The sequence below is a fragment of the Epilithonimonas mollis genome, assembly GCF_900142325.1.
Lineage (GTDB): Bacteria > Bacteroidota > Bacteroidia > Flavobacteriales > Weeksellaceae > Epilithonimonas > Epilithonimonas mollis.
In genome coordinates, this window is sequence record NZ_FRAM01000001.1 from 666,190 (window position 1) to 690,510 (window position 24,321).

Here is a 24,321-nt window from a genome sequence, read left to right on the forward strand (position 1 = left end):
TTTGGGCAGCTTAATCCGCCTTCCGTTCCCAATCTTTTTTGCAGATGATTTCAGTTTAAATAGAACTTGAAGTACAAGCAAAAAAGGATTTCCACTCAAGTCGGGCTGCGTGTGATTCGCTGTTCCAAAACAATGTTATTAATTCATATTTTGATATGGTTTTTTAGCGCAAAGGCGCAAAAAAATTATCCTCATAAAGCTTCTTCAAGTCGCAAAATAAAAATCGAAGATTTTAAATCTTTGTGTCTTAAAAACAGAGGTAATTGAAAAAATCTTTGTGCCTTTGCGTTTAAACTTAAATTAAATTCAAAGCTGCTTTTTCTTTTTTCAGCTTGCGTTTCTTTTTGCTTGGCATTTGCTCGTGCAGATATTGGAAAATCACGTACATCACCGGAATGATGAAAATCCCAAACACAACACCCGTAAACATTCCGCCAACCGTACTGATGCCGATAGAATGATTTCCTTTAGCAGCAGCACCTTGCGTCCAAACCAACGGCAACATCCCGATAATGAAAGCGAATGATGTCATCAGAATTGGTCTTAATCTCAATCTCGAAGCTTGTAAAGCTGATTCAATCAAAGTTTTCCCTGCTTTTCTTCGCTGAACTGCGAATTCTACAATCAAAATGGCATTCTTCGCAAGCAATCCAACGAGCATTATCAATCCAACCTGAACATAAATATTATTATCAATCCCTGCCAGTCCTGTAAAAGCAAACACTCCGAAAATCCCTGTAGGAACCGTTAAAATAACGGCAAAAGGAAGAATGTAACTTTCGTATTGGGCTGCTAACAAAAAGTAAACAAACAAAATACTCAAAAGAAAAACGAAAGCCGTTTGTCCGCCTGTTTTGATTTCTTCACGCGTGATTCCTGTCCATTCGTAGCCGTAACCTCTCGGTAATGATTGTTTCGCCGTTTCTTCCACTGCTTTAATCGCATCACCTGTACTGTAACCCGGTTTTGGTGTTCCGTTAATGGTAACTGCGTTGAACAGGTTGTTTCTTGTAACAGTTTCTGGTCCGAAAGTTCTTTTCAAAGTCACCAATGTTTTGACTGGTACCATTTCGTTCTGGTTATTTTTGACATAGATACCATCCAAAGAATTCGTATCGGTACGATATGGAATATCCGCCTGCGCCATTACCCTGTAGTATTTTCCAAATCTGTTGAAATCCGAAACGAAACTACTTCCGTAATAGATTTGCATCGTCTGCATCAGTTCGGTAATTGAAACACCTAACTGGTTGGCTTTATCGGTATCAACATCAATCGTATATTGAGGATTTCCAGCCGCATAAGTCGTGAAAGCAAAAGCAATCTCGGGACGTTTCATCAGTTCTCCGATGAAAGCCTGAGTTGTTGTTCCCAATTGTTCAAAGGAACCGTTGGTTTTATCCTGAAGCATAAACTCAAAACCGGAAACGTTACCAAATCCCTGAACCGTCGGGAAGTTGAAAAAGAACGCATTCGCATCTTTTACCTGGGATACTTTTCCTGTCAAAGCTGCTGCAATCTGGTCCGGGTCTTTCATATCGCCGCGGTCTTCGTAATCTTTTAACTTGATAAAACCTGCGGAATAGGGCGAAGCATTGGCATTACTGATGAAATTCAGTCCGTCTGCTACCCAAAGGTGATTGGTCGCATTTTCACCTTTCACGATTTTATCGATTTGTTCCGTTGCCTTATGTGTTCTTTCCAATGAACTTCCCGGAGGCGTATTCACCGCATACAACACGAAACCTTGGTCTTCCGTCGGGATAAATCCGGTCGGTGCTTTTTGAATCAGGAAAATACTCGCAGCGATGATGATTCCCAAACCACCAATTGCAACCCATTTATTCTTAATCAAAAACTTAAGACTATAAATATATTTTCTGGTCATATTGTTGAACGCCACATTAAAAGCGTTGAAAAATCTCGCTCCAAAACCTTTCTTATGATCATGTTCGCCGTTTTTGCCTTGCGGGTCATTGAGGAACAAAGCACATAAAGCTGGACTTAATGTCAATGCATTAACTGCAGAAATCATAATGGCAATCGCCAACGTGAACGCAAACTGTCTGTAGAAAACGCCGGCCGGACCTTGCATAAAACCCACCGGAATAAATACGGCACACATTACCAAAGTAATCGAAATAATAGCGCCTGAAATCTCTGACATAGAACTCACTGTAGCATGTTCCACAGGCATTCCTGTATGTTCCATTTTAGAATGAACTGCTTCCACAACGACGATTGCATCATCGACAACAATACCAATAGCCAGAACCAGTGCGAATAGTGTCAACATATTGATACTGAATCCAAACAGCTGCAGGAAGAAGAATGTTCCGATAATCGCAACAGGAACCGCAATTGCAGGAATCAATGTCGAGCGGAAATCCTGAAGGAAAATAAACACAACAATGAAAACGAGGATAAATGCAATTACCAAAGTCTCAACCACCTGATGAATGGACGCATCCAAAAAGTCTTTGGAATTGTACATAATAATCGGTTTCACACCTTTCGGCAAAGTTGTTTTGAATTCCTCAACCTGCTTTTCAATTTCTGTTAGGATTTCATTGGCGTTAGAACCTGCAGTTTGAAGAATCGCAAAACCTGAAACCGGTTTCCCATCAACTCTGTTCGCAGCAGTGTAAGTATAAGAACCAAATTCTACTCTTGCTACATCTTTAAGTCTAAGGAAAGAGCCGTCGTTATTAGCTTTAATGGCAATGTTTTCGTAGTCTTCATTTTTACTCAGTTTACCTTTATATTTTAGAATGTACTCGTAAGTTTCCTTGCTTCCTTGCCCCAGACGGCCCGGAGCAGCTTCAAGATTGTGGTCTTTTACAGCATTCAGGACTTCCTGAGGCGAAAGATTGTTCGCCGCCAAACGGTCTGGTTTCAGCCACAGTCTCATCGAATAATCTCTTGTTCCGAAAACCTGCGCCTGCGCTACACCCGGAATACGCTGCAACTGTGGAATGATATTGATTTTCATATAGTTCTGCAGGAATAGTTCATCATATTCTTTTGGGTCTTCACTATACAATCCCATAAACATAATGAAACTATTCTGAACTTTCTGAGTTGAAATCCCCGCCTGGACAACTTCCTGAGGAAGCTGACTCATCGCTTTGGACACACGGTTCTGAACATTTACCGCAGCGTTGTCCGCATCGGAACCTTGTTTAAAGAATACGCTCAAGGTCATCGTTCCGTCGTTACTGGAGTTAGATGTCATATAAGTCATATTCTCAACACCGTTCACGGCTTCCTCAATAGGAACGGCAACTGAACGGGCAACAACTTCTGCATTCGCACCTGGATAAAATGCCGTTACCTGAACACTTGGAGGCGCAATATCAGGAAACAATGTGATCGGCAGGTTGAACACCGACAATGCTCCCAACAGCAATAATATAATGGAGATGACCGTTGAAAGGACCGGTCTTTCTATAAATTGTTTTAACATATTAGTTTAATTTTTTGTTGAACCGTTAAACTGTCAATTTGTTAAATCGTTATTCGATTCGGCAGTTTAACGGCATTTACAAATCGACGATTAACAAATTACAAAGGATTTGCTTTTAACAAGCTGTCAGAAGAAATCGGTTTTGGTTTGATAAGAACACCATCTTTCAAGTTTCCGATTCCGGTGAATACGATTTTGTCATTTTTATTCAATCCCTCGGAAATAAAGTAATAATGTTCGGTCTTACCTGAGATTTTCACAGGTTTTCCGGTTACTTTATTATCTTTTCCAAGAACATAGACATAGGTTTTATCCTGAATTTCGAAAGTCGATTCCTGTGGAATTACCACTACATCTGATAATAATTGCGGCATACGGACACGGCCAGTATTTCCTGTTCTCAAAGTTCCGTTTGGATTTGGGAATACTGCACGAACGCTGATTGCGCCAGTTGTTTTATCGAATTGTCCGTCGATGATACTCATTTTTCCTTTTTCAGAATAATTGCTACCGTCTGCAATGACCAAATCGACTGCAGGCATATTCCTAAGTTTTTCTTCAAGGGTTGCGCCTGCATATTTCTTTTGAAAAGCAATGAAATCCAATTCGCTCAAAGAAAAGTAAGCATAGATTTGACTGATGTCTGACAACAAAGTCAAAGGCGTAGGGTCGGTTCTGGAGATGAGGCTTCCTTTCTTATAAGGGATTCTTCCGATATAACCGCTCACGGGAGCTGTAATGGTTGTAAACCCGACATTGATTTTACTTCCACCCAATGAAGCTTTTGCCTGAGCAGCTGCTGCAACAGCTGCTGCATAATTGGCTTTTGCCGTTTTCAGTTGAACATCGGAAACCACTTTGTCAGCTACCAAAGGCTGAAGTCTGTCGACTTCCACTTTTGCTTTTTGAATGTTTGCGTTGGCAGCCTGAAGATTGGCAGAAGCCATATTCATCTGTTCACCATAAACCCTCGGGTCAATTTTGAATAATGGCTGACCGGCTCTTACAAAAGAACCTTCTTCCACATAGATCCTGTCCAGATAACCGTCCACCTGTGAACGGATTTCCACATTATTTTTACCTTCCAAAGAAGTTGGAAATTCCTGATAAGTGGTTGCAGGAGAAGTGATAACAGTATAAACAGGAAGTTCAGGCGTTGGGAAAGCCATTGCCGAATTGTCTGCTGCTTTTGTACAACTTTGTAAAAATATGATACCTGATACCAGTACAATAAGTTTTGAATTGTTAGTTATTTTCATTTCAAGTTTTTAAGTGTGTTAATTTTTTGTAATAATCTGACTAATTTTTAATGTTGTTAATTTATCTAACGATGTTAGATTAGAGTTTACATTGTTTCCATATTTATAAGTTATTTTATAATTAATCCGACCGTCGTTCTTTATTCTAACAGTGTTAATTAAAAAGAACTACTTATCCAAATATTAGTTGTTATAATGAAAATAAATAATTAATACTGTGTTAATATTTCTAACAGTGTTAATTATAAATTCAAAAAAAATTTACAGCGATTTAATATAAGCTGCAACAGTTTCATCAAGCGTTGTCTTGTTCATTGTAGTAGGGATATCATCATTTCGCATCATCATAATTGAAATCAAACCATGAACCGCAGAAAATAAGGCGTGTGAAGAGTGACAGGCATTATCCGGATTTGACCCTTTTTTAACAATGATATCATAAGTGCAGTCATAGAGTAAATCCTGAAAAGAGGAAAATTCTTCCTTCATTAAACCCTTTCCACTGCATTGCATTCCCAATCCGAACATCAGCTGATAATACTCCTTATTCTTAAACGCAAAGTTCCAGTAAGCATCTAAAATCGCAACAAGCTGCTCTTCCGGACTGTCATTTTTTTTCTGGGCTTTCAATAATTCAATGTGAAGCTGGTGAAAGCCATTCAAAGAAATCTCGAATAGGATTGCCTCTTTGTTTTCGAAATAATCATAAACTACCGGTGCACTGTATTCGATTGCATCTGCGATCTTCCTGATAGAAAGTGAAGCCCATCCTTCCGTTTTTGCCAAAGAGAAGGCCGCCTCCAAAATATTGGCGCGTATAGATTCTTTTTCGCGTTGTCTACGTTCGTGTACTCCCATTATTAATTCCTAACAGTGTTAGCAAAAATATAACATTTAATTTTAATGGACAAAAAAACTAATCGATTTTATAAATGACTAAGGTATTATATTATATATTATCCATAAGTACCTAGCCCCGATGGAAGCGGCATCCTTTTTCATTGCCATAGCCTACGTTTAATACTAAACTAACTTCGCAATGAAAAAAGATACAGCGGACAGCGGGAAATAGCTTCTGATTTATTTGTTAAGAAGTTTTGCAGCCTCCGGTGCTGCATAAGTGAAAATCATGTCAGCACCGGCGCGTTTGATACTGGTTAAACTTTCTATCAAAACTTTATCATTATCAAGCCAGCCGTTCTGCACTGCAGCTTTCAGCATGGCGTATTCGCCACTGACCTGGTACACAGCAATCGGTTGAGTAATGAGCTTGCGGATTTTGGAAACGATGTCCAGATATGGCATTCCCGGTTTTATCATGATAATGTCAGCACCTTCTTCCACATCTTTCAGCACTTCGTCAACGGCTTCACGGGAATTATGAAAATCCATCTGATATGTTTTCTTATCCGCAGGAATTTCCTGATCATCAACAGGCGCACTGTCCAGGGCACTTCGGAACGGACCATAAAAAGCACTTGCATATTTTGCAGCATACGAAAGAATGCCCACATCTGAGAATCCGTTTTCCTCAAGACCTTTTCTCATGGCAATGACCCGGCCGTCCATCATATCGCTTGGTGCCAGAATGTCTGCGCCTGCTTCTGCGTGGGAAATTCCCATTCTTACAAGTGCATCTACTGTAGAATCGTTGTCGATTTTTCCGTTTTTAATAATGCCATCGTGACCGTAAACGGAGTATGGATCCAATGCCACATCCGGCATAACGATAACTTCCGGAACTGCGTCTTTGATAGCTCTTATAGTATTCTGCATCAATCCGTTGGCATTCCAGGCTTCCTTTCCTGTGTTGTCTTTCAGGTTATCGGAAACCTTCATATAGAGATTGACCGCCCTGATTCCCAGTTTATAGTTTTCTTTGACAGTCTGTACAGTCAAGTCAAGACTTTGTCTGAAAACGCCAGGCATTGAAGAAATGGCTTCCTTTTTGTTATTACCTTCCATAACAAACATAGGTAGCACCAGATCGTTTGTAGTAAGGATTGTTTCACGCACCAGACTTCTAATGGAATCATTGGTTCTTAGTCTTCTGTTTCTTGAAATCATCTTTATTAATAAAATATTTATGCAAATTTAATTATACTTTTACGGATAGAGTATTGTGTATTAAATTTATTTAAAATATATTTGTAAGTAATTGTTTAAATACAGACTAAAGCGAATGAAAAAATTTTTATTCTTTATAATATTTACGGTAATTTCAGCAGGATTCTCGGGAGAGATGAAAGCACAGTCTACCCGTATGGTAGCAGGCCAAAAAACTGATGACGGTATTGTTGTTGCATCTCCAAATCCTGCTAAAGATTTCTTGATCTTAAAATCAAAAGATAATTCAACAAAAATAAAATCTGTTACCTTTTTCTCAATATTGGGAGTTCAAGTTGCAGAATATGTCATCAACAGCAATAATGCTGAACTGAGATTGGATAAACTTCGTCCTGGAAAGTATCTTATGAGATACACGCTGGAGGATAATACGCAGAAGATTACTCAGATTATCAAACAGTAATTTTTTTTGAAAATATAAATGCCGGTTTATCCGGCATTTTTTATTGGATTAATTCTGTAAATTTGCCCTACCAAGAAAATTAATTATGAGAAAATTAATAATATTATTTTTTTTCATTTTCTCCCAGCTTATCAACTGCCAGTTCAGAAAATCTCTATCCGACGACAATCAGCTGAACATTTCAGTAAGAGGCGGCCTGGACTTTCCTTCTTATGATAATCAAACTAAATACATCGATTACAAATACAATTTAAATCTTGGAACAACTGTTGATTTTTATTTTAATTGGATAGGGTTGGGAATTGATTTTGATTATCTGAAAAACACTTCAAAAAACACTTACCCGACAGAGCATCTCTTCAATGGAAGTACTTCACTTTTCAATACCAGCTTAACTGAAAATAAAACAGAGAGATTATTCTTAGGAATTGGTCCAAACTTCCGTTATATAATTAATGATAATCTTGGCATAGCTTTTAAATTAAAAGGCGGTATTTCCAATATCAAAGGAGGTGAAACATCTTTGACTACAAACGGTTATAATCTAAATTATCATAATGGTTATAATGAAAAAAATATATTGTCAGGAAAAGGACAGATTGAACTGACCTGGTTTTTCTCCGAATATGCAGGACTGAATATCGGTGCCTATTATATCCAGCATTTCAAAGCTAAAGACCAGTTAAAAAACAATGCTGTGGCGGGATATATACCTTATTCAGAAAACGACAATCAATATCATATCGATCCACCGGCTGCAGATATCAGAAGCAATAGTCTTGTGCATGAAATCCATTCGGCAGGTGTTTTTGCGGGCCTGACTTTCCGGGTCCCAACCGAAAAATCCAGTCCGGACTACACCTTATCTGTGGTTGCAAGAGACAAGGAAACCGGAGTTATCCTCCCGGACACATTTGTTGAGCTTTACAAACACGGAAAACGTGCTTACTTTGCCAGAACCAACTCGCAGGGTGTTGCCTTCTTTAAGAACATAAAACCTGACAACTACGAGATCAAAGGAAGCCTGTACAATATTGATCTTGTTTCCAACAAAGCCGATAAAAATGAATTCATAAAAAATTCGACTGTAAAAAAAGAAATCTCGACTGATGCCGATACTTTCTTTGTAAAAGGGCAAGTCAATATCTGCGACTCAAAAAACCCGTTAAGAGACGTCACTATTGTCATCAAAAACAATGATACTGAAGTTTTCCGGGAGATCAAGACGGATATCAGTGGGAAGTTTTATTTCAAAGCAGATAAGAACACTGCTTATAGCATCTATGGCAAAAAGGGAAATTACTTTTCCCAGACAGAAATGGTGACATCCAAAAAAGTGGACAGAACCAATACACTTTTCCTGAATCTACAGGTATGCATGGAAGAAACAACCTGCGGAAAACCAATCAATCTGAAGAATATCCATTATGATCTGGACAAATACTTGATCCGCGAAGATGCTAAAGCTGAGCTTAACAAGCTGGCTCAGTTTATGAAAGACAATCCTGTCATAAAAGTAGAACTGGCTTCCCATACAGATTCCCGCGCATCTGATGACTACAACAAAACGCTATCCCAAAACAGGGCCAATGCTGCTGTAGATTATCTGGTTTCCAAAGGCATCGATAAAACAAGGCTAAAACCAATTGGATACGGCGAAACAAAACTTTTAAACCAATGCGGTAATGGTATAGATTGTGCAGAGTCGCAACATCAACTGAACAGAAGAACAGAGATGAAGGTTATCTGCCCTTGATGAAAAACCATTTTTTGTAGATCACAAAACCGATAACGGCACCCAAAGTATTGAGTATAACATCATCGATGTCTGCAAAGCCTCTATTGAAATAGTATTGAGAAAACTCTGTAATATTAATTATGATGAAAAAAATGATCAGCAACCATCTGAATCGATTCAGCATCGGGTAAAGAATCCCTAGAAAACCATAAGGAATGAAGAGAATGATATTGCCAAGTATATTTTGAGAAAATTCAAAAGGACGGTATGGCAGAACCAAAGTGACATACTCAATGATTGTTTCAAACGGTCTGTAATTAATTTTAAACGGACTATCCGGAAAATCACGAGCTACACCAAAATATAATAGATACAAGACACCGGCCGTATAAATATTGATAAAAACAGGATAATACCTATTAACAAACAACCTCATTAATTAAAATTATAACGTAAAAATATTTAAAATAAATGGAAACAACGAAAATAAAAGCCTTTGGTACACAAGCTGCCGAAAATGACCTGGAATTACTGACCATCGAAAGAAGAGAAGTCCAGCCCAAAGACATCGAAATCGACATCTATTATTGTGGGGTCTGCCACTCCGACCTTCATACAGCCAGAAACGATTGGGGTGGGTCTGTTTATCCTGTAGTCCCAGGCCACGAAATTGTAGGAAAAGTTCTTAATGTCGGGTCTGATGTTACAAAGTTTAAAGTTGGAGACCTGGTTGCAGTCGGTTGTATGGTAGACTCCTGCAGAACTTGCCATAGCTGCGAACAGGATCTGGAACAGTTCTGTGAAAAAGGTTTCACGGGAACTTACAATGGAAAAGACAAATACTTGGAAGACACCAGAACCTTTGGCGGCTACGCAGAATCGGTAGTAGTCGATGAGCATTTTGTGCTGAGACTTCCGGAAAACCTGGACATGGCTGCAGCAGCGCCGCTTCTTTGCGCAGGGATCACCACCTGGTCGCCTCTGAAGCATTGGAATGTTAATGAAAATTCTAAAGTGGCAGTTGTCGGTTTGGGGGGATTGGGTCACATGGCGATTAAATTAGCAAAAGGCCTGGGTGCAGAAGTGACCTTATTCTCCAGAACACCGGGGAAAACTGAAGATGCAAAAGCACTCGGGACCGATCATATCGTTATATCGACTGATGAAGAGCAGATGAAATCCGCCTTCAACAAGTTTGATTTGATTATCGATACCGTTCCTTATGAACACGACATCAATCCTTATATGAATACGCTGACTGTGAACGGAACCCTGGTTCTGGTAGGATTCATCGGAGAATTTGAAAATAATGCCGTGAGCACAAGGCCGATGATCTACAAGAGACGTTCGGTGGCCGGTTCGCTGATTGGTGGCATCAAAGAAACTCAGGAGATGCTGGACTTCTGCGGAGAAAAGAACATTGTTTCGGACATCGAGATCATCAATATCCAGGATATCAACGAGGCTTATGAAAGAATGCTGAAAAGCGATGTAAAATACAGGTTCGTCATCGATATGAAGAGTCTGAAGAACTAAATTCGATTCAATTCGATCATACAAAGAGAGAATCTCTTTTTTGTTTTAGACATTTTATAAAGCGAAAATTAAGATAATACTTATGCCTTTTCAAAAAAACCTCTTAATGTTCTTATAAAAAGATCAAGACCTTTTACTCAAAACATCAGGACGTTTTTGATAAAACATCAAGACCTTTTGAACCATCCCTGCAGTTGCCCTGTTCATCGGCTATGCAGAAGCCTGCATTTATAGGTTGAAATACTCTTGTTTTACATTCAATTTTTAAAAAAAACAAGATTTAAAAAACAAAAAAGCTTCCGAATAAATCGGAAGCCTTGCTTTATCTTTTTGAATCAGGAATTAAGCCTGAACGTTGTTTCCTCCCAATACGAAAGGTTCAACTTCTTTGATCTCACCGAACTGCTGCTCGTAGTTCGTGATGTTTTGTTGCAATGCAGCCAAAACTCTCTTCGCATGAAGCGGAGCCAAGATTACTCTTGATCTCACTTTAGCCTGCTGTACACCCGGCATCAACTGGATGAAATCTACTACGAATTCTGATGGAGAGTGGTTTACTAAAGCTAAATTAGCATAAACACCAGCAGCTACCATTTCATTAAGTTCGATATTGATGTTGTTTGGATCTTGATTTTGATTGTTGTCCATTGTTCTTTTTAATTTTTAAATTATAGATTGCAAGATAATAGATAATAGACTAATAGACAACAGAAATTATTATAAAAATCTATTATCTATCGGTCTATTTTCTAAAGTCTTTTAGTTAATATCTTCGAATTCTTTTCTGGATCCGACGATCACACTCTGATAGTCTTTCAGACCTGTACCTGCAGGGATTCTGTGCCCTACGATTACATTTTCTTTAAGACCGTTCAGGAAGTCGATTTTCCCGGAAACTGCCGCTTCGTTAAGAACCTTAGTCGTTTCCTGGAAGGACGCAGCAGACATGAATGACTTAGTCTGTAGTGCTGCTCTGGTGATACCCTGTAGTACAGGAGTCGCCGTTGCAGGAAGCGCTTCTCTTACCTCAACAAGAGCCTGATCTTCTCTCTTCAGCTTGGAGTTCTCATCTCTGAGTTCTCTTGCAGTGATCATCTGTCCCGCTTTGAATTCCTTAGAATCTCCCGGCTCTACAACAACCTTCAGTCCGAAAACTCTGTTGTTCTCTTCCAGAAAGTCATATTTGTGCTCCAAAGCATTTTCAAGGAACTGTGTATCTCCTCCATCCACGATCTCCACTTTTGTCATCATCTGACGAACAATGATCTCGAAATGCTTATCATCAATCTTTACCCCTTGTAAACGGTAAACCTCCTGGATCTCGTTCACCAGATATTCCTGAACCGCAGTTGGACCTTTGATTCTCAGGATATCATCCGGTGTGATGGAACCGTCAGAAAGCGGGTCACCAGCATAAACGAAGTCATTTTCCTGTACCAGAATCTGGTTGGATAATTTAACCAAATATTTCTTGATTTCACCAGTCTTAGCTTCCACGATCAATTCACGGTTACCTCTTTTGATTTTACCGTAAGAAACAACACCATCGATTTCCGTTACTACAGCAGGGTTTGAAGGATTTCTCGCTTCGAACAATTCTGTAACTCTCGGAAGACCTCCGGTGATATCCCCTGCTTTTGCAGATTTTCTCGGGATCTTGATAAGGACTTTACCAGCCTTGATCTTTTCACCGTCGTTTACCATCAAGTGGGCTCCTACCGGTAAGTTGTAAGCTTTCTGCTCAACCCCCTTGGAATCCACCACCTTCAATGTTGGTACGGCTTTCTTATTTCTTGATTCGGAGATTACTTTCTCTTCGAAACCTGTCTGTTCGTCAATCTCCAGTTGGAAAGAGATACCCTGGATGATATCCTCGTACTCTACTTTACCGGATGTTTCTGCAATAATAACTGCGTTATACGGATCCCATTTTGCAATAAGATCACCTTTTTTCACTTTATCACCTGGTTTTACAGATAATTCGGATCCATAAGGAACGTTAGCTATCATGATTGGTGTTCTCGCTTCGTTATCTGCAACCAATCTGAATTCGGTAGAACGGGAAACCACGATATCCGCAGATTGCCCTTCTTCTCCTTCAGACTTAATAGTTCTGACTTCATCCATCTCCACGATACCGTCACGTTTTGCAACAATACTTGGATTTTCAGAGATGTTACCAGCAGTACCCCCTTGGTGGAAAGTTCTCAGTGTTAACTGAGTTCCCGGCTCACCGATAGACTGTGCAGCGATTACACCAACAGCTTCTCCCATATGAATGCCTTTACCTGTTGCAAGGTTACGTCCGTAACATTTTGCACAGATACCTTTCTTAGCTTCACAAGTCAAAGGAGAACGAACTTCTACAGCCTCGATCCCAGCTTCCTCGATTTGCTTAGCCACTGCTTCTACGATCATCTCATCGGCATTAGCCAACAATTCATCTGTTTCCGGGTGGTAAATATTATGTAGAGACACTCTACCAAGAATTCGGTCAGAGATCTTTTCTACGATATCATCATTTTTCTTAAGTGCAGTTACTTCCGTCCCTCTCAATGTTCCACAGTCATCTTCTGTAATGATAACATCCTGTGCAACGTCTACCAATCTTCTGGTCAGGTAACCGGCATCGGCAGTTTTAAGAGCGGTATCTGCAAGACCTTTACGGGCACCGTGGGTAGAGATAAAGTATTCCAGGATCGACAAACCTTCTTTAAAGTTCGCAACGATCGGGTTTTCGATGATCTCTGCTCCGACAGAACCAGCTTTTTGTGGTTTTGCCATCAAACCTCTCATCCCAGACAACTGACGAATCTGCTCTTTAGAACCCCTCGCCCCGGAATCAAGCATCATAAATACAGAGTTGAATCCACCCTGGTCAGATTTCATTCTGCTCATGATCATTTCAGTAAGACCGGCATTGGTATTAGTCCAAACGTCGATGACCTGGTTATAACGTTCTGTATCAGTGATAAGACCCATGTTATAGTTAGCCTTGATCTCGTCTACAGATTCTACAGCTGTAGCAATCATGGTTTTCTTTTCCGCAGGGATCACAATATCTCCAAGACTGAATGAAAGACCTCCTTTGAATGCGTTGGCATACCCAAGGTTCTTCATGTCATCCAGGAACTTCACTGTGGTTGGAAAATCTGTATCCGCAAGGATCTGACCGATTACATTTCTAAGAGATTTCTTAGTCAATAACTCGTCTACATATCCAACTTGTACCGGTACAATTTGATTAAACAAAATTCTACCAACAGTTGTATTTGTTAATTTAGTAACGATCTCTCCATTTTCTTTGATAGGAAGACGGCATCTTACTTTTGCATTAAGAGACACTTGTCCTTCTGCATAAGCAATTTCCACTTCTTCAGGAGAATAGAAAGCAAGACCTTCACCTTTTACTTTATAATCATCAGTAGAATGAGCTTCTTTGGTCATGAAATACAGACCCAAAACCATGTCCTGAGAAGGTACCGTAATTGGTGAACCATTCGCAGGGTTAAGGATGTTCTGAGAACCTAACATTAATAACTGAGCTTCCAAGATAGCTTCCGGGCCTAACGGCAAGTGAACCGCCATCTGGTCACCATCAAAGTCGGCGTTGAAAGCCGTTGTTACCAACGGGTGAAGCTGGATCGCTTTACCTTCGATCATCTTCGGCTGGAATGCCTGGATACCCAATCTGTGAAGCGTAGGTGCTCTGTTCAAAAGAACCGGGTGACCTTTCATCACATTTTCAAGGATATCATAAACTACAGGCTCTTTTCTGTCGATGATTCTCTTAGCTGATTTTACAGTTTTTACAATTCCTCTCTCAATTAGTTTTCTGATGATGAACGGTTTGTAAAGCTCTGCAGCCATATCTTTTGGAAGACCACACTCGTGCAATTGCAAGCTAGGTCCAACGACGATAACCGAACGCGCAGAGTAATCTACCCTTTTTCCTAATAAGTTCTGACGGAAACGACCTTGCTTACCTTTCAATGAATCTGAAAGGGATTTCAATGGTCTGTTGGATTCAGATTTTACAGCAGAAGATTTTCTTGTATTATCAAACAATGAATCTACAGACTCCTGAAGCATACGCTTCTCGTTTCTCAAGATTACTTCCGGCGCTTTGATTTCCAAAAGTCTCTTCAGACGGTTGTTTCTGATAATAACTCTTCTGTAAAGGTCATTAAGATCGGAAGTTGCAAAACGTCCTCCATCCAATGGAACCAATGGTCTTAGTTCCGGTGGTATGATAGGAAGAACACGCATGATCATCCACTCCGGCTTATTGATCATTCTTGTATTAGCAGCTCTAAGTGCTTCTACAACATTTAATCTTTTCAGAGCTTCAGTTCTTCTTTGTTTAGAAGATTCATTATGCGCTTTGTGTCTCAGATCGAAAGATAATGAATCAAGATCGATTCTTCTCAACAATTCTTCAACCGCTTCCGCTCCCATTTTGGCAACGAATTTATTTGGGTCAGAATCATCAAGATATTGATTTTCTACAGGAAGTGTTTCCAGAACATCCAGATATTCTTCTTCAGTAAGAAATTCCTTATCATCGAAATCTGAACCGTCAGCTTTCTTAGCAATACCTTGCTGGATCACAACATATCTTTCGTAATAGATAATCATATCCAATTTCTTGGAAGGAATACCTAACAGATAACCAATTTTGTTTGGTAAAGAACGGAAATACCAGATGTGAGCTACAGGCACAACAAGGTTGATGTGTCCGATTCTCTCTCTACGTACTTTTTTCTCTGTAACTTCTACTCCACATCTATCACAAACAATCCCCTTGTAACGGATTCTTTTGTATTTTCCACAAGCACATTCGTAGTCTTTTACAGGACCAAAGATCTTCTCGCAGAACAAACCATCTCTTTCCGGTTTGTGCGTACGATAGTTGATCGTTTCTGGTTTTAGAACTTCGCCTCTCGATTCCTGAAGAATAGATTCCGGTGAAGCTAAACCAATAGTGATTTTATTAAATCGACTTGTTTTATTTTTATTTGACATTTTTTGATCAGATTTTAGATTTTAGATTTTAGATTTTAGATTAAATGCTAATGCACAGAAACTAAGACCATCTAAAATTCATCATTTAAAATTTAAAATTATTCTTCAAGTCTTACATCAAGTCCAAGACCTTGTAACTCGTGAAGTAATACGTTGAAAGATTCCGGAATACCAGGTTCTGGCATTGCTTCTCCTTTTGCAATCGCTTCATAAGTTTTTGCTCTACCAATCACGTCATCCGACTTCACAGTCAGGATCTCTCTAAGAATATTCGATGCTCCGAATGCTTCAAGAGCCCAAACCTCCATCTCTCCGAATCTCTGACCTCCGAATTGCGCTTTACCTCCTAACGGCTGCTGCGTAATCAATGAGTAAGGTCCGATAGAACGCGCGTGCATCTTATCATCTACCATGTGTCCCAGCTTCAACATATAGATCACACCAACGGTTGCCGGCTGCGTAAATCTCTCACCTGTTCCACCGTCGTAAAGGTGCGTGTTTCCGAATTTAGGAAGTGCTGCCTGCTCGGTGTACTCGGTAATTTGATCTAAACTAGCTCCGTCGAAGATCGGCGTTGCGAATTTCAATCCAAGCTGTTTACCAGCCCATCCAAGAACAGTTTCATAGATCTGACCGATGTTCATACGAGAAGGTACCCCAAGTGGATTCAATACGATATCAACCGGTGTTCCGTCTTCCAGGAACGGCATATCTTCTTCACGAACGATTCTTGAAACGATACCTTTGTTACCGTGACGACCAGCCATCTTATCTCCAACATTCAGTTTACGCTTCTTAGCGATGTAAACTTTTGCTAATTTGATAATACCTGCAGGTAGCTCATCTCCGATTGACAATGCAAATTTTTCACGGTTTTTAACACCCGAAAGATCGTTGTATTTAATCTTATAATTGTGGATCAATTGCTTGATCAATTCATTTTTGTCTGCATCAACAGTCCAGTCTGCGCCGCTGATGTTTACATAATCCTCAACAGACTGAAGCAATTTCAAAGTGAACTTGGTTCCTTTTCCGATCATTTCCTCATCCAGGTCATTTTTAACTCCTTGAGATGTTTTACCGGAAACCAGAGTATTCAGTTTGTCTATCAAAGTATTTCTTAAATCGTCGAACTTATTTTTGTAAGTATTTTCGATTTCTTCCAACTTTATTTTCTCTTCGCTTCTTTTCTTTTTGTCTTTGATATTTCTGGAGAACAATTTTTTGTTGATAACAACTCCTCTGAGAGAAGAATCCGCTTTCAATGAAGCATCTTTCACGTCACCAGCTTTGTCTCCGAAGATTGCTCTAAGAAGTTTTTCTTCCGGAGTCGGGTCAGATTCACCTTTTGGCGTGATTTTTCCGATAAGGATATCACCAGGCTTCACTTCTGCACCGATACGGATCATACCGTTCTCATCGAGATCTTTGGTTGCTTCTTCAGAAACGTTAGGAATATCCGCTGTCAGTTCTTCCATACCCAATTTGGTATCACGAACCTCTAGAGAATATTCGTCAACATGAATCGAAGTAAACCAGTCTTCACGAACTACTTTTTCATTAATCACGATTGCATCCTCGAAGTTATATCCTTTCCAAGGCATGAACGCAACTACCAGGTTTCTACCAAGAGCCAATTCTCCGTTCTCAGTTGCATAACCGTCACAAAGCACCTGTCCTTTTTCTACCTTATCACCTACTCTTACGTTTGGTCTGAGAGTAATTGTTGTGCTCTGGTTGGTTTTTCTGAACTTAGTAAGTTTATAAGTTTTCGTTGCCGGATCAAAGTTGACAAGATCGTCTTCTTCGGTTCTTTCGTATTTGATTACGATTCTCTCAGCATCTACATATTCTACAACACCACTTCCTTCTGCATTGATCAGGATTCTGGAATCTTTTGCTACTTGTTTTTCCAAACCTGTACCAACGATTGGTGCCTGAGGTTTCAATAATGGAACTGCCTGACGCATCATATTCGACCCCATCAATGCACGGTTCGCATCATCATGCTCCAGGAATGGAATCAAAGATGCAGAAATACCGGAAATCTGGTTTGGTGCAACATCAATCAAATCTACTTGCTGAGGCTCTACTACCGGGTAATCTCCATCAAGACGGGCAATAATCCTGTCTGTTTCGAAGTTACCGTCATCACTCAACGCAACGTTTGCCTGAGCAATTACTTTATATTCTTCATCTTCAGCATTCAGGTAGATTGGTTTTGCGTTAAGATCAACTTTCCCGTTCTCAACTTTTCTATAAGGTGTTTCTATGAAACCAAGCGTATTGATTTTCGCATACATTCCCAAAGAAGATATCAAACCGATATTCGGTCCTTCCGGAGTTTCAATCGGACAAATTCTTCCGTAGTGTGTATGGTGAACGTCACGAACCTCGAAACCAGCTCTTTCTCTTGATAAACCACCAGGTCCCAGTGCAGATAATCTTCTCTTGTGAGTGATCTCTGACAATGGGTTGGTCTGATCCATGAACTGAGAAAGCTGGTTGGTACCAAAGAATGAATTGATAACAGATGTCAAAGTCTTAGCATTAACTAAATCAACCGGCGTAAAGATTTCGTTATCTCTAACGTTCATTCTTTCCTTGATTGTTCTTGCAATTCTGGAAAGACCTACACCAAACTGTCCTGACAACTGCTCACCTACAGTTTTGATACGTCTGTTGGAAAGGTGGTCGATATCATCAACCTCAGCCTTAGAATTCACCAGTTCGATCAAGTGTTTTACGATAGAGATGATATCTTCTTTTGTCAGAACCTGAGTATCTTCAGAAATATTAAGACCTAATTTTTTGTTTAGTCTGTAACGACCTACTTCACCAAGTGAATATCTCTGCTCGGAGAAGAATAATTTTTCAATAATTCCTCTTGCGGTTTCCTCATCCGGCGCATCAGCATTTCTGAGCTGACGATAGATATATTCTACCGCTTCTTTCTCGGAGTTGGTAGGGTCTTTTTGTAATGTATTCTGGATGATAGAGAATTCGTTGGAATTTTCTTTATGAATCAGGATAGACTTCACGCCGGAATCCAGAATAATATCAAGATGTTCTTTTTCAAGAACGGTTTCTCTGTCCAGTATGATCTCATTTCTTTCGATAGAAACAACCTCACCAGTATCCTCGTCTACGAAATCCTCGAACCATGTGTTCAAAACTCTCGCAGCAAGCGTTCTTCCTTCTACTTTTTTAAGTGCTGCTTTAGAAACTTTCACTTCTTCTGCCAAGTCAAAAATCTGAAGTATCTCTTTATCAGATTCGTAACCGATTGCTCTTAATAATGTAGTTAAAGGTAATTTTTTCTTACGGTCGATATACGCGTACATTACGCTGTTGATATCAGTTGTAAATTCCATCCAAGACCCTTTGAAAGGAATAATTCTTGAATAGTAAAGTTTGGTTCCGTTAGCATGATATGTCTGCCCGAAGAATACACCAGGTGAACGGTGAAGCTGCGTTACGATTACCCTTTCAGCACCATTGATGATGAAAGATCCGCTTGGCGTCATGTAAGGAACCGGACCCAGATATACATCCTGTACAACAGTCTGGAAATCTTCATGTTCCGGATCTGTACAATACAGTTTCAATCTGGCTTTCAGAGGAACTGAATAAGTCAATCCTCTTTCCACACACTCATCTATAGAGTAACGCGGAGAATCTACAAGATAATCCAAAAACTCCAATACGAATTGGTTTCTGGAATCTGTAATTGGGAAATTTTCCTGAAAAGTCTTGTAAAGTGACTCATTCAATCGTTGTTCAGGAAGTGTGTCCAGCTGGAAAAATTCCTTGAAAGACTGGATTTGGATGTCCAAAAAGTCAGGTGTTTCGATTCTACCTTTCGCAGAAGAAAAGTTGATTCTTTCATTACCTTGAACCTTAGGAGCGGCCTGTGTTTTACTCATAAAATTATAAGAAAAAGGGTTAAAAAATATTTTGATTAAAAAATATCAGATAAATAAGAGTCAGGAAAAGTAAAAAGATTAAGGAATATATAACTTTGGCGCCGTTATGTATGTTTCTTTTGCCTTGTTTCTTTTCTCTTTCAGTATCTAACTGCAACGCCGGTATATCTTTTCACGACGTAGTGCAAAATATTTTTACATTCATCTGGCGCTAATAAGCCATATACAAACAGAAATCCCCTTCCATTATATAATGAAAGAGTCTTGATTGTTTTTAGTGTATATAAATTATTAGCGCCAAAAGAGTTGCAAAATTATGAATTATTTTATAAATTTGCAAACTATTATTTCTAAAATTTCAGAAGTAATTAAATAAGATTATTGATAACAAATTATAAAAAGCAGAACAATGCCAAAATTAAAAACGAAATCAGGTGCTAAAAAGCGTTTTGCTCTTACCGGAACCGGAAAGATCAAAAGAAAGGGTGCTTTCAAAAGCCACATCTTGACTAAAAAAGAAACTAAGCAAAAGAGAAATCTTACGCAAACTTCTTATGTTGCAGAAGTGGACAAGAAAAGTGTTCTACGTCAATTAGCAATTAAGTAGTTTTTATAAATCATCCGGTTTATAAGAATTCAAAAAATTCAAAAATTAACCCTGAAACGGTGCAACTAAGAGCAATAACATTGCCGCCCTTTTCAAAAAAAACAATCTAAATTATGCCAAGATCAGTAAATTCTGTAGCGTCCAGAGCGCGTAGAAAAAAAGTACTTAAGCAAGCTAAAGGTTTTTTCGGTAGAAGAAAAAATGTTTGGACTGTAGCTAAAAATGCCGTTGAAAAAGCAATGCAATATGCTTACCGCGGTAGAAAAGAGAAGAAAAGAAACTTCAGAAGCCTTTGGGTAACTCGTATCAATGCGGGTGCCAGAGAACATGGATTATCCTACTCTCAGTTTATGGGAGCTCTTAAGAAAAACAACATCGAGCTGAACAGAAAAGTTCTTGCAGACCTTGCAATGAATCATCCGGAAGCTTTCAAAGCTGTTGTAGATCAAGTAAAATAATTATAAATCTTTGTTATCAATATAAAATCCTGAGAATTCTCAGGATTTTTTTATTTTTGGCCAAATTAATTTAACAATGACCAAAAGAATCCTACTTTCTTTTATGCTTTTCGCAGTTGCAGGACTTATAAAAGCTCAAACTTTCATTCAGGCTTACCAGGACAGGGCAAATCTAGTTTCTCAAACCAACATCAACACCTATCTGCAGCAGTTTGAGAATCTTGGGGTAAAGAAAACAGGAACAGTACAAAACACCAATACACTTAACTGGATTAAAAACAAATATGCATCTTTTGGTTACACCACGGCAGACTTTTTTGAACACTCTTGGACTGCAAATGGTTATTCTTCCAAAAACCTAATCGTTACAAAAACTGGAACACTTTACCCTAACAAATACGTGATAGTTTGCGGGCATTTTGATTCTATCAATGGTCCGGGAACCAATGACAACGGAAGCGGAACTTCGGTTATACTGGAAATCGCAAGAATCCTGAAAAATGTTCCGACGGAATATTCCATAAGGTTCATTCATTTTTCCGGCGAAGAGCAGGGACTTTTGGGAAGTTCCCGATATGTTTCGCAAATCGTAAACGGAACTACACCAAAAATGGATATTAAAATTGTAGTGAACCTCGATCAGGTTGGAGGATTGGCAACAAAAGCAAATACCAAACTTTATCACGATAGAGATCAGGCCTCTCCAACCAGTAATAATGCAGCAGCAGCAATTGCCGTTCAGGAATTGGCAAACTGCACATTGCTGTACTCACCACTTAATGTGGATTTTGATCCTGCAGAAAGTACAGATTATGTTCCTTTTCAGCAAAATGGCGAGATCATTACCGGATATTGGGAGTACGAAGGTGGTTATAATAACCCGTATGTTCATACGGCAAACGATCTTCTAGTGAACATGGATCCTGTGTATGTGTATAACATCGCAAAAGCCGCTGTCGGATCCATCCAGCATTTTTCTGCTGCATCCAAAACGCTGCTGTCTGCTGAAGATCTTGTCTCAAAAACTCTGGAATCTGTGCAATTTTACCCCAATCCTGTTAAAAACATTTTGAATTTGAAAATCCCCGATGAGATAAGAGATTTTACTTTTGAAATAACAGATATGCCCGGAAACCAGATTCTAGTCAGCAAGGAGAACAATAATCAAATTGATATTTCCAATTTGAAGCCTGGTGTTTATCTTGGAACAATTTTAATTGATGATAAACGAATTACCAGAAAAATCATCATAGAATAAGCTTAATACCGCATTCTAAATATTAATCCTGAGATAATTACTCGGGATTTTTTATATGATAAATATTGGAATACACAATAGACCAAAAAACATTAGATTTGTTCTCAATAAAAATTAGACACATGTTTTTATCAAAAAACCATTTCAAAAAACTATTCGTACTCTCTTTACTTGCCGTTTCCGCATTATACTTTTCTCAGGAAAAAAACCTGAAGAATATTACCAAACTGACGTTTGGCGGCGATAACGCGGAAGCTTATTTCTCCCCAAACAGCAAAATGCTCACGATGCAGGTAACCAATCCGGCTATGGGAGTGCAGTGTGACCAGATCTACCTGTATGACCTCACCCAGAAACCTGCAGAATCCAATCTAAAGCTAGTCTCCACAGGCAAAGGAAGAACAACCTGTTCTTTCTTCATGCCGGACGGAAAGCATATCATCTACGCATCTACTCATAAAGCCAATCCGGACTGCCCGCCAAAACCTGCACCAAGGAAAGACGGAAAATACCTCTGGCCGATATATTCTGATTTTGAGATCTATGAAGCTGATCTCAACGGAAATATCACAAAGCAGCTGACCGATTCCAAAGGTTATGATGCAGAAGCCGTCGTGTCTCCGGACGGAAAAAAGATTGCCTTCACCTCCACAAGAAGCGGGGATCTGGAGATCTGGATCATGGATATTGATGGAAAAAACCTTAAGCAGTTAACCCACGGCTTAGGCTATGATGGTGGCGCATTCTTTTCCCATGACAGCAAAAAACTGGTCTTCCGCTCTTCCCGTCCGAAAACCGACGAGGAGATCAGGGAGTATAAGGAATTGCTTGCACAGGATCTTGTTGCTCCTACTAATATGGAGATCTACACAATCAATATCGACGGAACAGATCTCAGGCAGATCACTAAGCTAGGGAAAGCCAATTGGGCACCCTATTTCCATCCATCAGACAAGAAAATTATTTTTTCATCCAATCACCATTCTACCAGAGGTTATGACTTCCAGCTGTATATGATCGATCTGGATGGGAAAAACCTACAGCAGATTACTTATGAAAGTGAGTTCAATGCGTTTGCCATGTTTTCTCCTGACGGGAAAAAACTGGTTTTCGCAAGCAACAGGCAAGGTGAAAAACAGCACGAAACCAACGTCTTCATAGCAGATTGGGTGGACAGCGATCCTACCGAATTGGTGAATGAGGATCATATTAAAAAGCATATCTATTATTTAGCTTCTGATGACTTGCAGGGAAGATTGTCCGGTTCTGAAGGGGAGACGAAAGCAGCGAATTATCTTTCGGCCGAATTCAAAAAACTGGGATTGAAGCCTTATGAAGGGAAAGATTTCATTCAGAATTTTGAATATGATGTTAAAATGAATCCGCATGACGATAAGTCCTCTGTAAAGATCAAAGCCAAAAACGTTGTTGCCGTCCTTGACAATAAAGCGGCAAAAACCATCATCATCGGTGCGCATTATGATCATCTCGGCCTTAATGAGCATCATAATTCCACGCTCGCCAATTCCGACGGTCAAATCCATAACGGTGCCGACGATAATGCATCCGGAACAGCCGCCGTGTTGGAATTGGCAAGGATGTTCTCTCAGAATAAGACAAAGGAAAATGTGAACTATATTTTCGCATTATTCTCCGGAGAGGAGGACGGACTGATGGGATCCAAAAAATTAGCAGAAACCATTAAAGCCAGATATCCGAATACCGTATTCATGATCAATATGGACATGGTGGGAAGACTGAACAAGGACAAAGACCTGACAGTAGGCGGTGTGGGCACCTCTCCTATTTTAACAGATCTGGTAAAAAAATATAAACCGGCAGGTATCAACCTGGCTCTGGACGAATCTGGTGTTGGACCAAGTGATCACACGTCTTTCTACCTGAAGGATATCCCGGTTCTGTTCCTCTTCACGGGGACACATAATGATTACCATAAGCCGAGTGATGATGCAGATAAGATCAATTATCCGGGCGAAAAAATCATTACCAATTATGTTTTCAACCTGTCGAATGCCTTAGGGAATGAAAAGGCAATTCCTTTTACAAAGACAAAGACCACCACTGCGAAAGCAATTCCTAAGTACAAGGTAACACTTGGCATCATGCCAAGCTATGCAGACACGAAAGACGGCATGGTGATCGATGGTGTGATGGACAACAGACCTGCCGCCAATGCAGGCATAGAGTCCGGGGATGTGCTGACAAAAATCGGAAAGTGCGAAGTGAAGGAAGTCTATTCTTATATGGACTGTCTTTCCAAAGTGAATTCCGGAGAAGAACATCCTGTAACCGTAAAACGCCATGGCGAAGAAAAGATCTTCCTGGTGAAGTTCTAAAAATTAATAAAAACCGATTGTAATTTATAATCGGTTTTTTTTATGAATCCCATCTAGAAAAGGCTATTTTTACCGTTCCCGGAAGTAAAAAAACAGACCTCTGCAAGGCCGATGAACAGGGCATCTCGGCGAGTTCCTGAAAACGTACGCATCTTTTGATC

Annotated in this window: 15 protein-coding genes; 7 read left to right on the forward strand and 8 right to left on the reverse strand. The window is 39.6% G+C overall.

Going from position 1 to position 24,321, the window contains the following annotated elements:
- Nucleotides 1–295 precede the first annotated feature (295 nt).
- The 4 genes from BUA97_RS03025 to hemB form a co-directional block, all read right to left on the reverse strand.
- A complete protein-coding gene (locus BUA97_RS03025) occupies nucleotides 296–3,466 on the reverse strand; it encodes an efflux RND transporter permease subunit (RefSeq protein WP_072996371.1) in 3,171 nt (1,056 codons plus the stop codon).
- 98 nt (nucleotides 3,467–3,564) lie between these two features.
- Complete coding sequence (locus BUA97_RS03030; protein WP_072996372.1) at nucleotides 3,565–4,725, reverse strand: efflux RND transporter periplasmic adaptor subunit; 1,161 nt, start codon at nucleotides 4,723–4,725, stop codon at nucleotides 3,565–3,567.
- Nucleotides 4,726–4,986: 261 nt separating this feature from the next.
- Nucleotides 4,987–5,583: a TetR/AcrR family transcriptional regulator gene (locus BUA97_RS03035; RefSeq protein ID WP_072996373.1), complete on the reverse strand. Its 597-nt coding sequence runs from the start codon at nucleotides 5,581–5,583 to the stop codon at nucleotides 4,987–4,989.
- Nucleotides 5,584–5,805: 222 nt separating this feature from the next.
- Nucleotides 5,806–6,798: a porphobilinogen synthase gene (gene hemB, locus BUA97_RS03040; protein ID WP_084081240.1), complete on the reverse strand. Its 993-nt coding sequence runs from the start codon at nucleotides 6,796–6,798 to the stop codon at nucleotides 5,806–5,808.
- Nucleotides 6,799–6,907: 109 nt separating this feature from the next.
- Between hemB and BUA97_RS03045 the strand changes: the two genes are divergently transcribed.
- Both BUA97_RS03045 and BUA97_RS03050 read left to right on the forward strand, forming a co-directional pair.
- Nucleotides 6,908–7,255 carry a T9SS type A sorting domain-containing protein gene (locus tag BUA97_RS03045; protein WP_072996375.1) on the forward strand — a complete coding sequence of 116 codons (348 nt, stop codon included), beginning with the start codon at nucleotides 6,908–6,910 and terminating at the stop codon, nucleotides 7,253–7,255.
- An 85-nt stretch (nucleotides 7,256–7,340) separates the two neighbouring features.
- Nucleotides 7,341–9,011, forward strand: a complete 1,671-nt coding sequence (locus BUA97_RS03050) for an OmpA family protein (RefSeq protein WP_072996376.1) — start codon at nucleotides 7,341–7,343, stop codon at nucleotides 9,009–9,011.
- On the opposite strand, the gene BUA97_RS03055 is transcribed toward BUA97_RS03050, so the two are convergent.
- Nucleotides 8,998–9,429, reverse strand: a complete 432-nt coding sequence (locus tag BUA97_RS03055; protein WP_072996377.1) for a VanZ family protein — start codon at nucleotides 9,427–9,429, stop codon at nucleotides 8,998–9,000. The genes BUA97_RS03050 and BUA97_RS03055 overlap by 14 nt on opposite strands.
- Before the next feature lie 35 nt (nucleotides 9,430–9,464).
- Between BUA97_RS03055 and BUA97_RS03060 the strand changes: the two genes are divergently transcribed.
- Nucleotides 9,465–10,529: an NAD(P)-dependent alcohol dehydrogenase gene (locus BUA97_RS03060; protein ID WP_072996378.1), complete on the forward strand. Its 1,065-nt coding sequence runs from the start codon at nucleotides 9,465–9,467 to the stop codon at nucleotides 10,527–10,529.
- A gap of 342 nt (nucleotides 10,530–10,871) precedes the next feature.
- Here the strand turns inward: BUA97_RS03060 and BUA97_RS03065 are convergent, their stop codons facing one another.
- From BUA97_RS03065 to rpoB, 3 genes are all read right to left on the reverse strand, one after another.
- Nucleotides 10,872–11,177 (reverse strand): DUF3467 domain-containing protein, encoded by a 306-nt coding sequence (locus BUA97_RS03065; RefSeq protein ID WP_072996379.1) that lies wholly within the window; start codon nucleotides 11,175–11,177, stop codon nucleotides 10,872–10,874.
- Nucleotides 11,178–11,288: 111 nt separating this feature from the next.
- Nucleotides 11,289–15,554: a DNA-directed RNA polymerase subunit beta' gene (gene rpoC / locus BUA97_RS03070; protein WP_072996380.1), complete on the reverse strand. Its 4,266-nt coding sequence runs from the start codon at nucleotides 15,552–15,554 to the stop codon at nucleotides 11,289–11,291.
- Nucleotides 15,555–15,652: 98 nt separating this feature from the next.
- Entirely contained in the window at nucleotides 15,653–19,480 is a 3,828-nt protein-coding gene (gene rpoB, locus BUA97_RS03075) for a DNA-directed RNA polymerase subunit beta (RefSeq protein ID WP_072996381.1), read from the reverse strand.
- Nucleotides 19,481–19,889: 409 nt separating this feature from the next.
- On the opposite strand from rpoB, the gene rpmI reads away from it, so the two are divergent.
- The 4 genes from rpmI to BUA97_RS03095 all read left to right on the forward strand — a co-directional run bounded on the left by rpmI (nucleotide 19,890) and on the right by BUA97_RS03095 (nucleotide 24,160).
- Nucleotides 19,890–20,087, forward strand: coding sequence for a 50S ribosomal protein L35 (gene rpmI, locus BUA97_RS03080; RefSeq protein ID WP_072996382.1), 198 nt, complete (start codon nucleotides 19,890–19,892; stop codon nucleotides 20,085–20,087).
- Between the two features lie 113 nt (nucleotides 20,088–20,200).
- The gene (gene rplT / locus BUA97_RS03085; RefSeq protein WP_027384638.1) at nucleotides 20,201–20,545 is read left to right on the forward strand and encodes a 50S ribosomal protein L20; all 345 of its coding nucleotides are present in this window, start codon (nucleotides 20,201–20,203) and stop codon (nucleotides 20,543–20,545) included.
- A 76-nt stretch (nucleotides 20,546–20,621) separates the two neighbouring features.
- The gene (locus tag BUA97_RS03090) at nucleotides 20,622–21,803 is read left to right on the forward strand and encodes a M28 family peptidase (RefSeq protein ID WP_072996383.1); all 1,182 of its coding nucleotides are present in this window, start codon (nucleotides 20,622–20,624) and stop codon (nucleotides 21,801–21,803) included.
- A 122-nt stretch (nucleotides 21,804–21,925) separates the two neighbouring features.
- On the forward strand, nucleotides 21,926–24,160 hold the full coding sequence (locus BUA97_RS03095) for a M20/M25/M40 family metallo-hydrolase (protein WP_072996384.1): 2,235 nt from the start codon (nucleotides 21,926–21,928) through the stop codon (nucleotides 24,158–24,160).
- The last annotated feature ends 161 nt before the right edge of the window (nucleotides 24,161–24,321 follow it).

What these genes read in the sequence shown, in the direction of transcription:
- BUA97_RS03055 (WP_072996377.1), bottom strand. Translation starts at nt 9,429, where the DNA reads ATGAGGTTGTTTGTTAATAGGTATTATCCTGTTTTTATCAATATTTAT.
- rplT (WP_027384638.1), top strand. Translation starts at nt 20,201, where the DNA reads ATGCCAAGATCAGTAAATTCTGTAGCGTCCAGAGCGCGTAGAAAAAAA.
- BUA97_RS03050 (WP_072996376.1), top strand. Translation starts at nt 7,341, where the DNA reads ATGAGAAAATTAATAATATTATTTTTTTTCATTTTCTCCCAGCTTATC.
- BUA97_RS03065 (WP_072996379.1), bottom strand. Translation starts at nt 11,177, where the DNA reads ATGGACAACAATCAAAATCAAGATCCAAACAACATCAATATCGAACTT.
- BUA97_RS03090 (WP_072996383.1), top strand. Translation starts at nt 20,622, where the DNA reads ATGACCAAAAGAATCCTACTTTCTTTTATGCTTTTCGCAGTTGCAGGA.
- rpoB (WP_072996381.1), bottom strand. Translation starts at nt 19,480, where the DNA reads ATGAGTAAAACACAGGCCGCTCCTAAGGTTCAAGGTAATGAAAGAATC.
- rpmI (WP_072996382.1), top strand. Translation starts at nt 19,890, where the DNA reads ATGCCAAAATTAAAAACGAAATCAGGTGCTAAAAAGCGTTTTGCTCTT.
- BUA97_RS03035 (WP_072996373.1), bottom strand. Translation starts at nt 5,583, where the DNA reads ATGGGAGTACACGAACGTAGACAACGCGAAAAAGAATCTATACGCGCC.
- BUA97_RS03060 (WP_072996378.1), top strand. Translation starts at nt 9,465, where the DNA reads ATGGAAACAACGAAAATAAAAGCCTTTGGTACACAAGCTGCCGAAAAT.
- BUA97_RS03045 (WP_072996375.1), top strand. Translation starts at nt 6,908, where the DNA reads ATGAAAAAATTTTTATTCTTTATAATATTTACGGTAATTTCAGCAGGA.
- BUA97_RS03095 (WP_072996384.1), top strand. Translation starts at nt 21,926, where the DNA reads ATGTTTTTATCAAAAAACCATTTCAAAAAACTATTCGTACTCTCTTTA.
- BUA97_RS03030 (WP_072996372.1), bottom strand. Translation starts at nt 4,725, where the DNA reads ATGAAAATAACTAACAATTCAAAACTTATTGTACTGGTATCAGGTATC.
- rpoC (WP_072996380.1), bottom strand. Translation starts at nt 15,554, where the DNA reads ATGTCAAATAAAAATAAAACAAGTCGATTTAATAAAATCACTATTGGT.
- BUA97_RS03025 (WP_072996371.1), bottom strand. Translation starts at nt 3,466, where the DNA reads ATGTTAAAACAATTTATAGAAAGACCGGTCCTTTCAACGGTCATCTCC.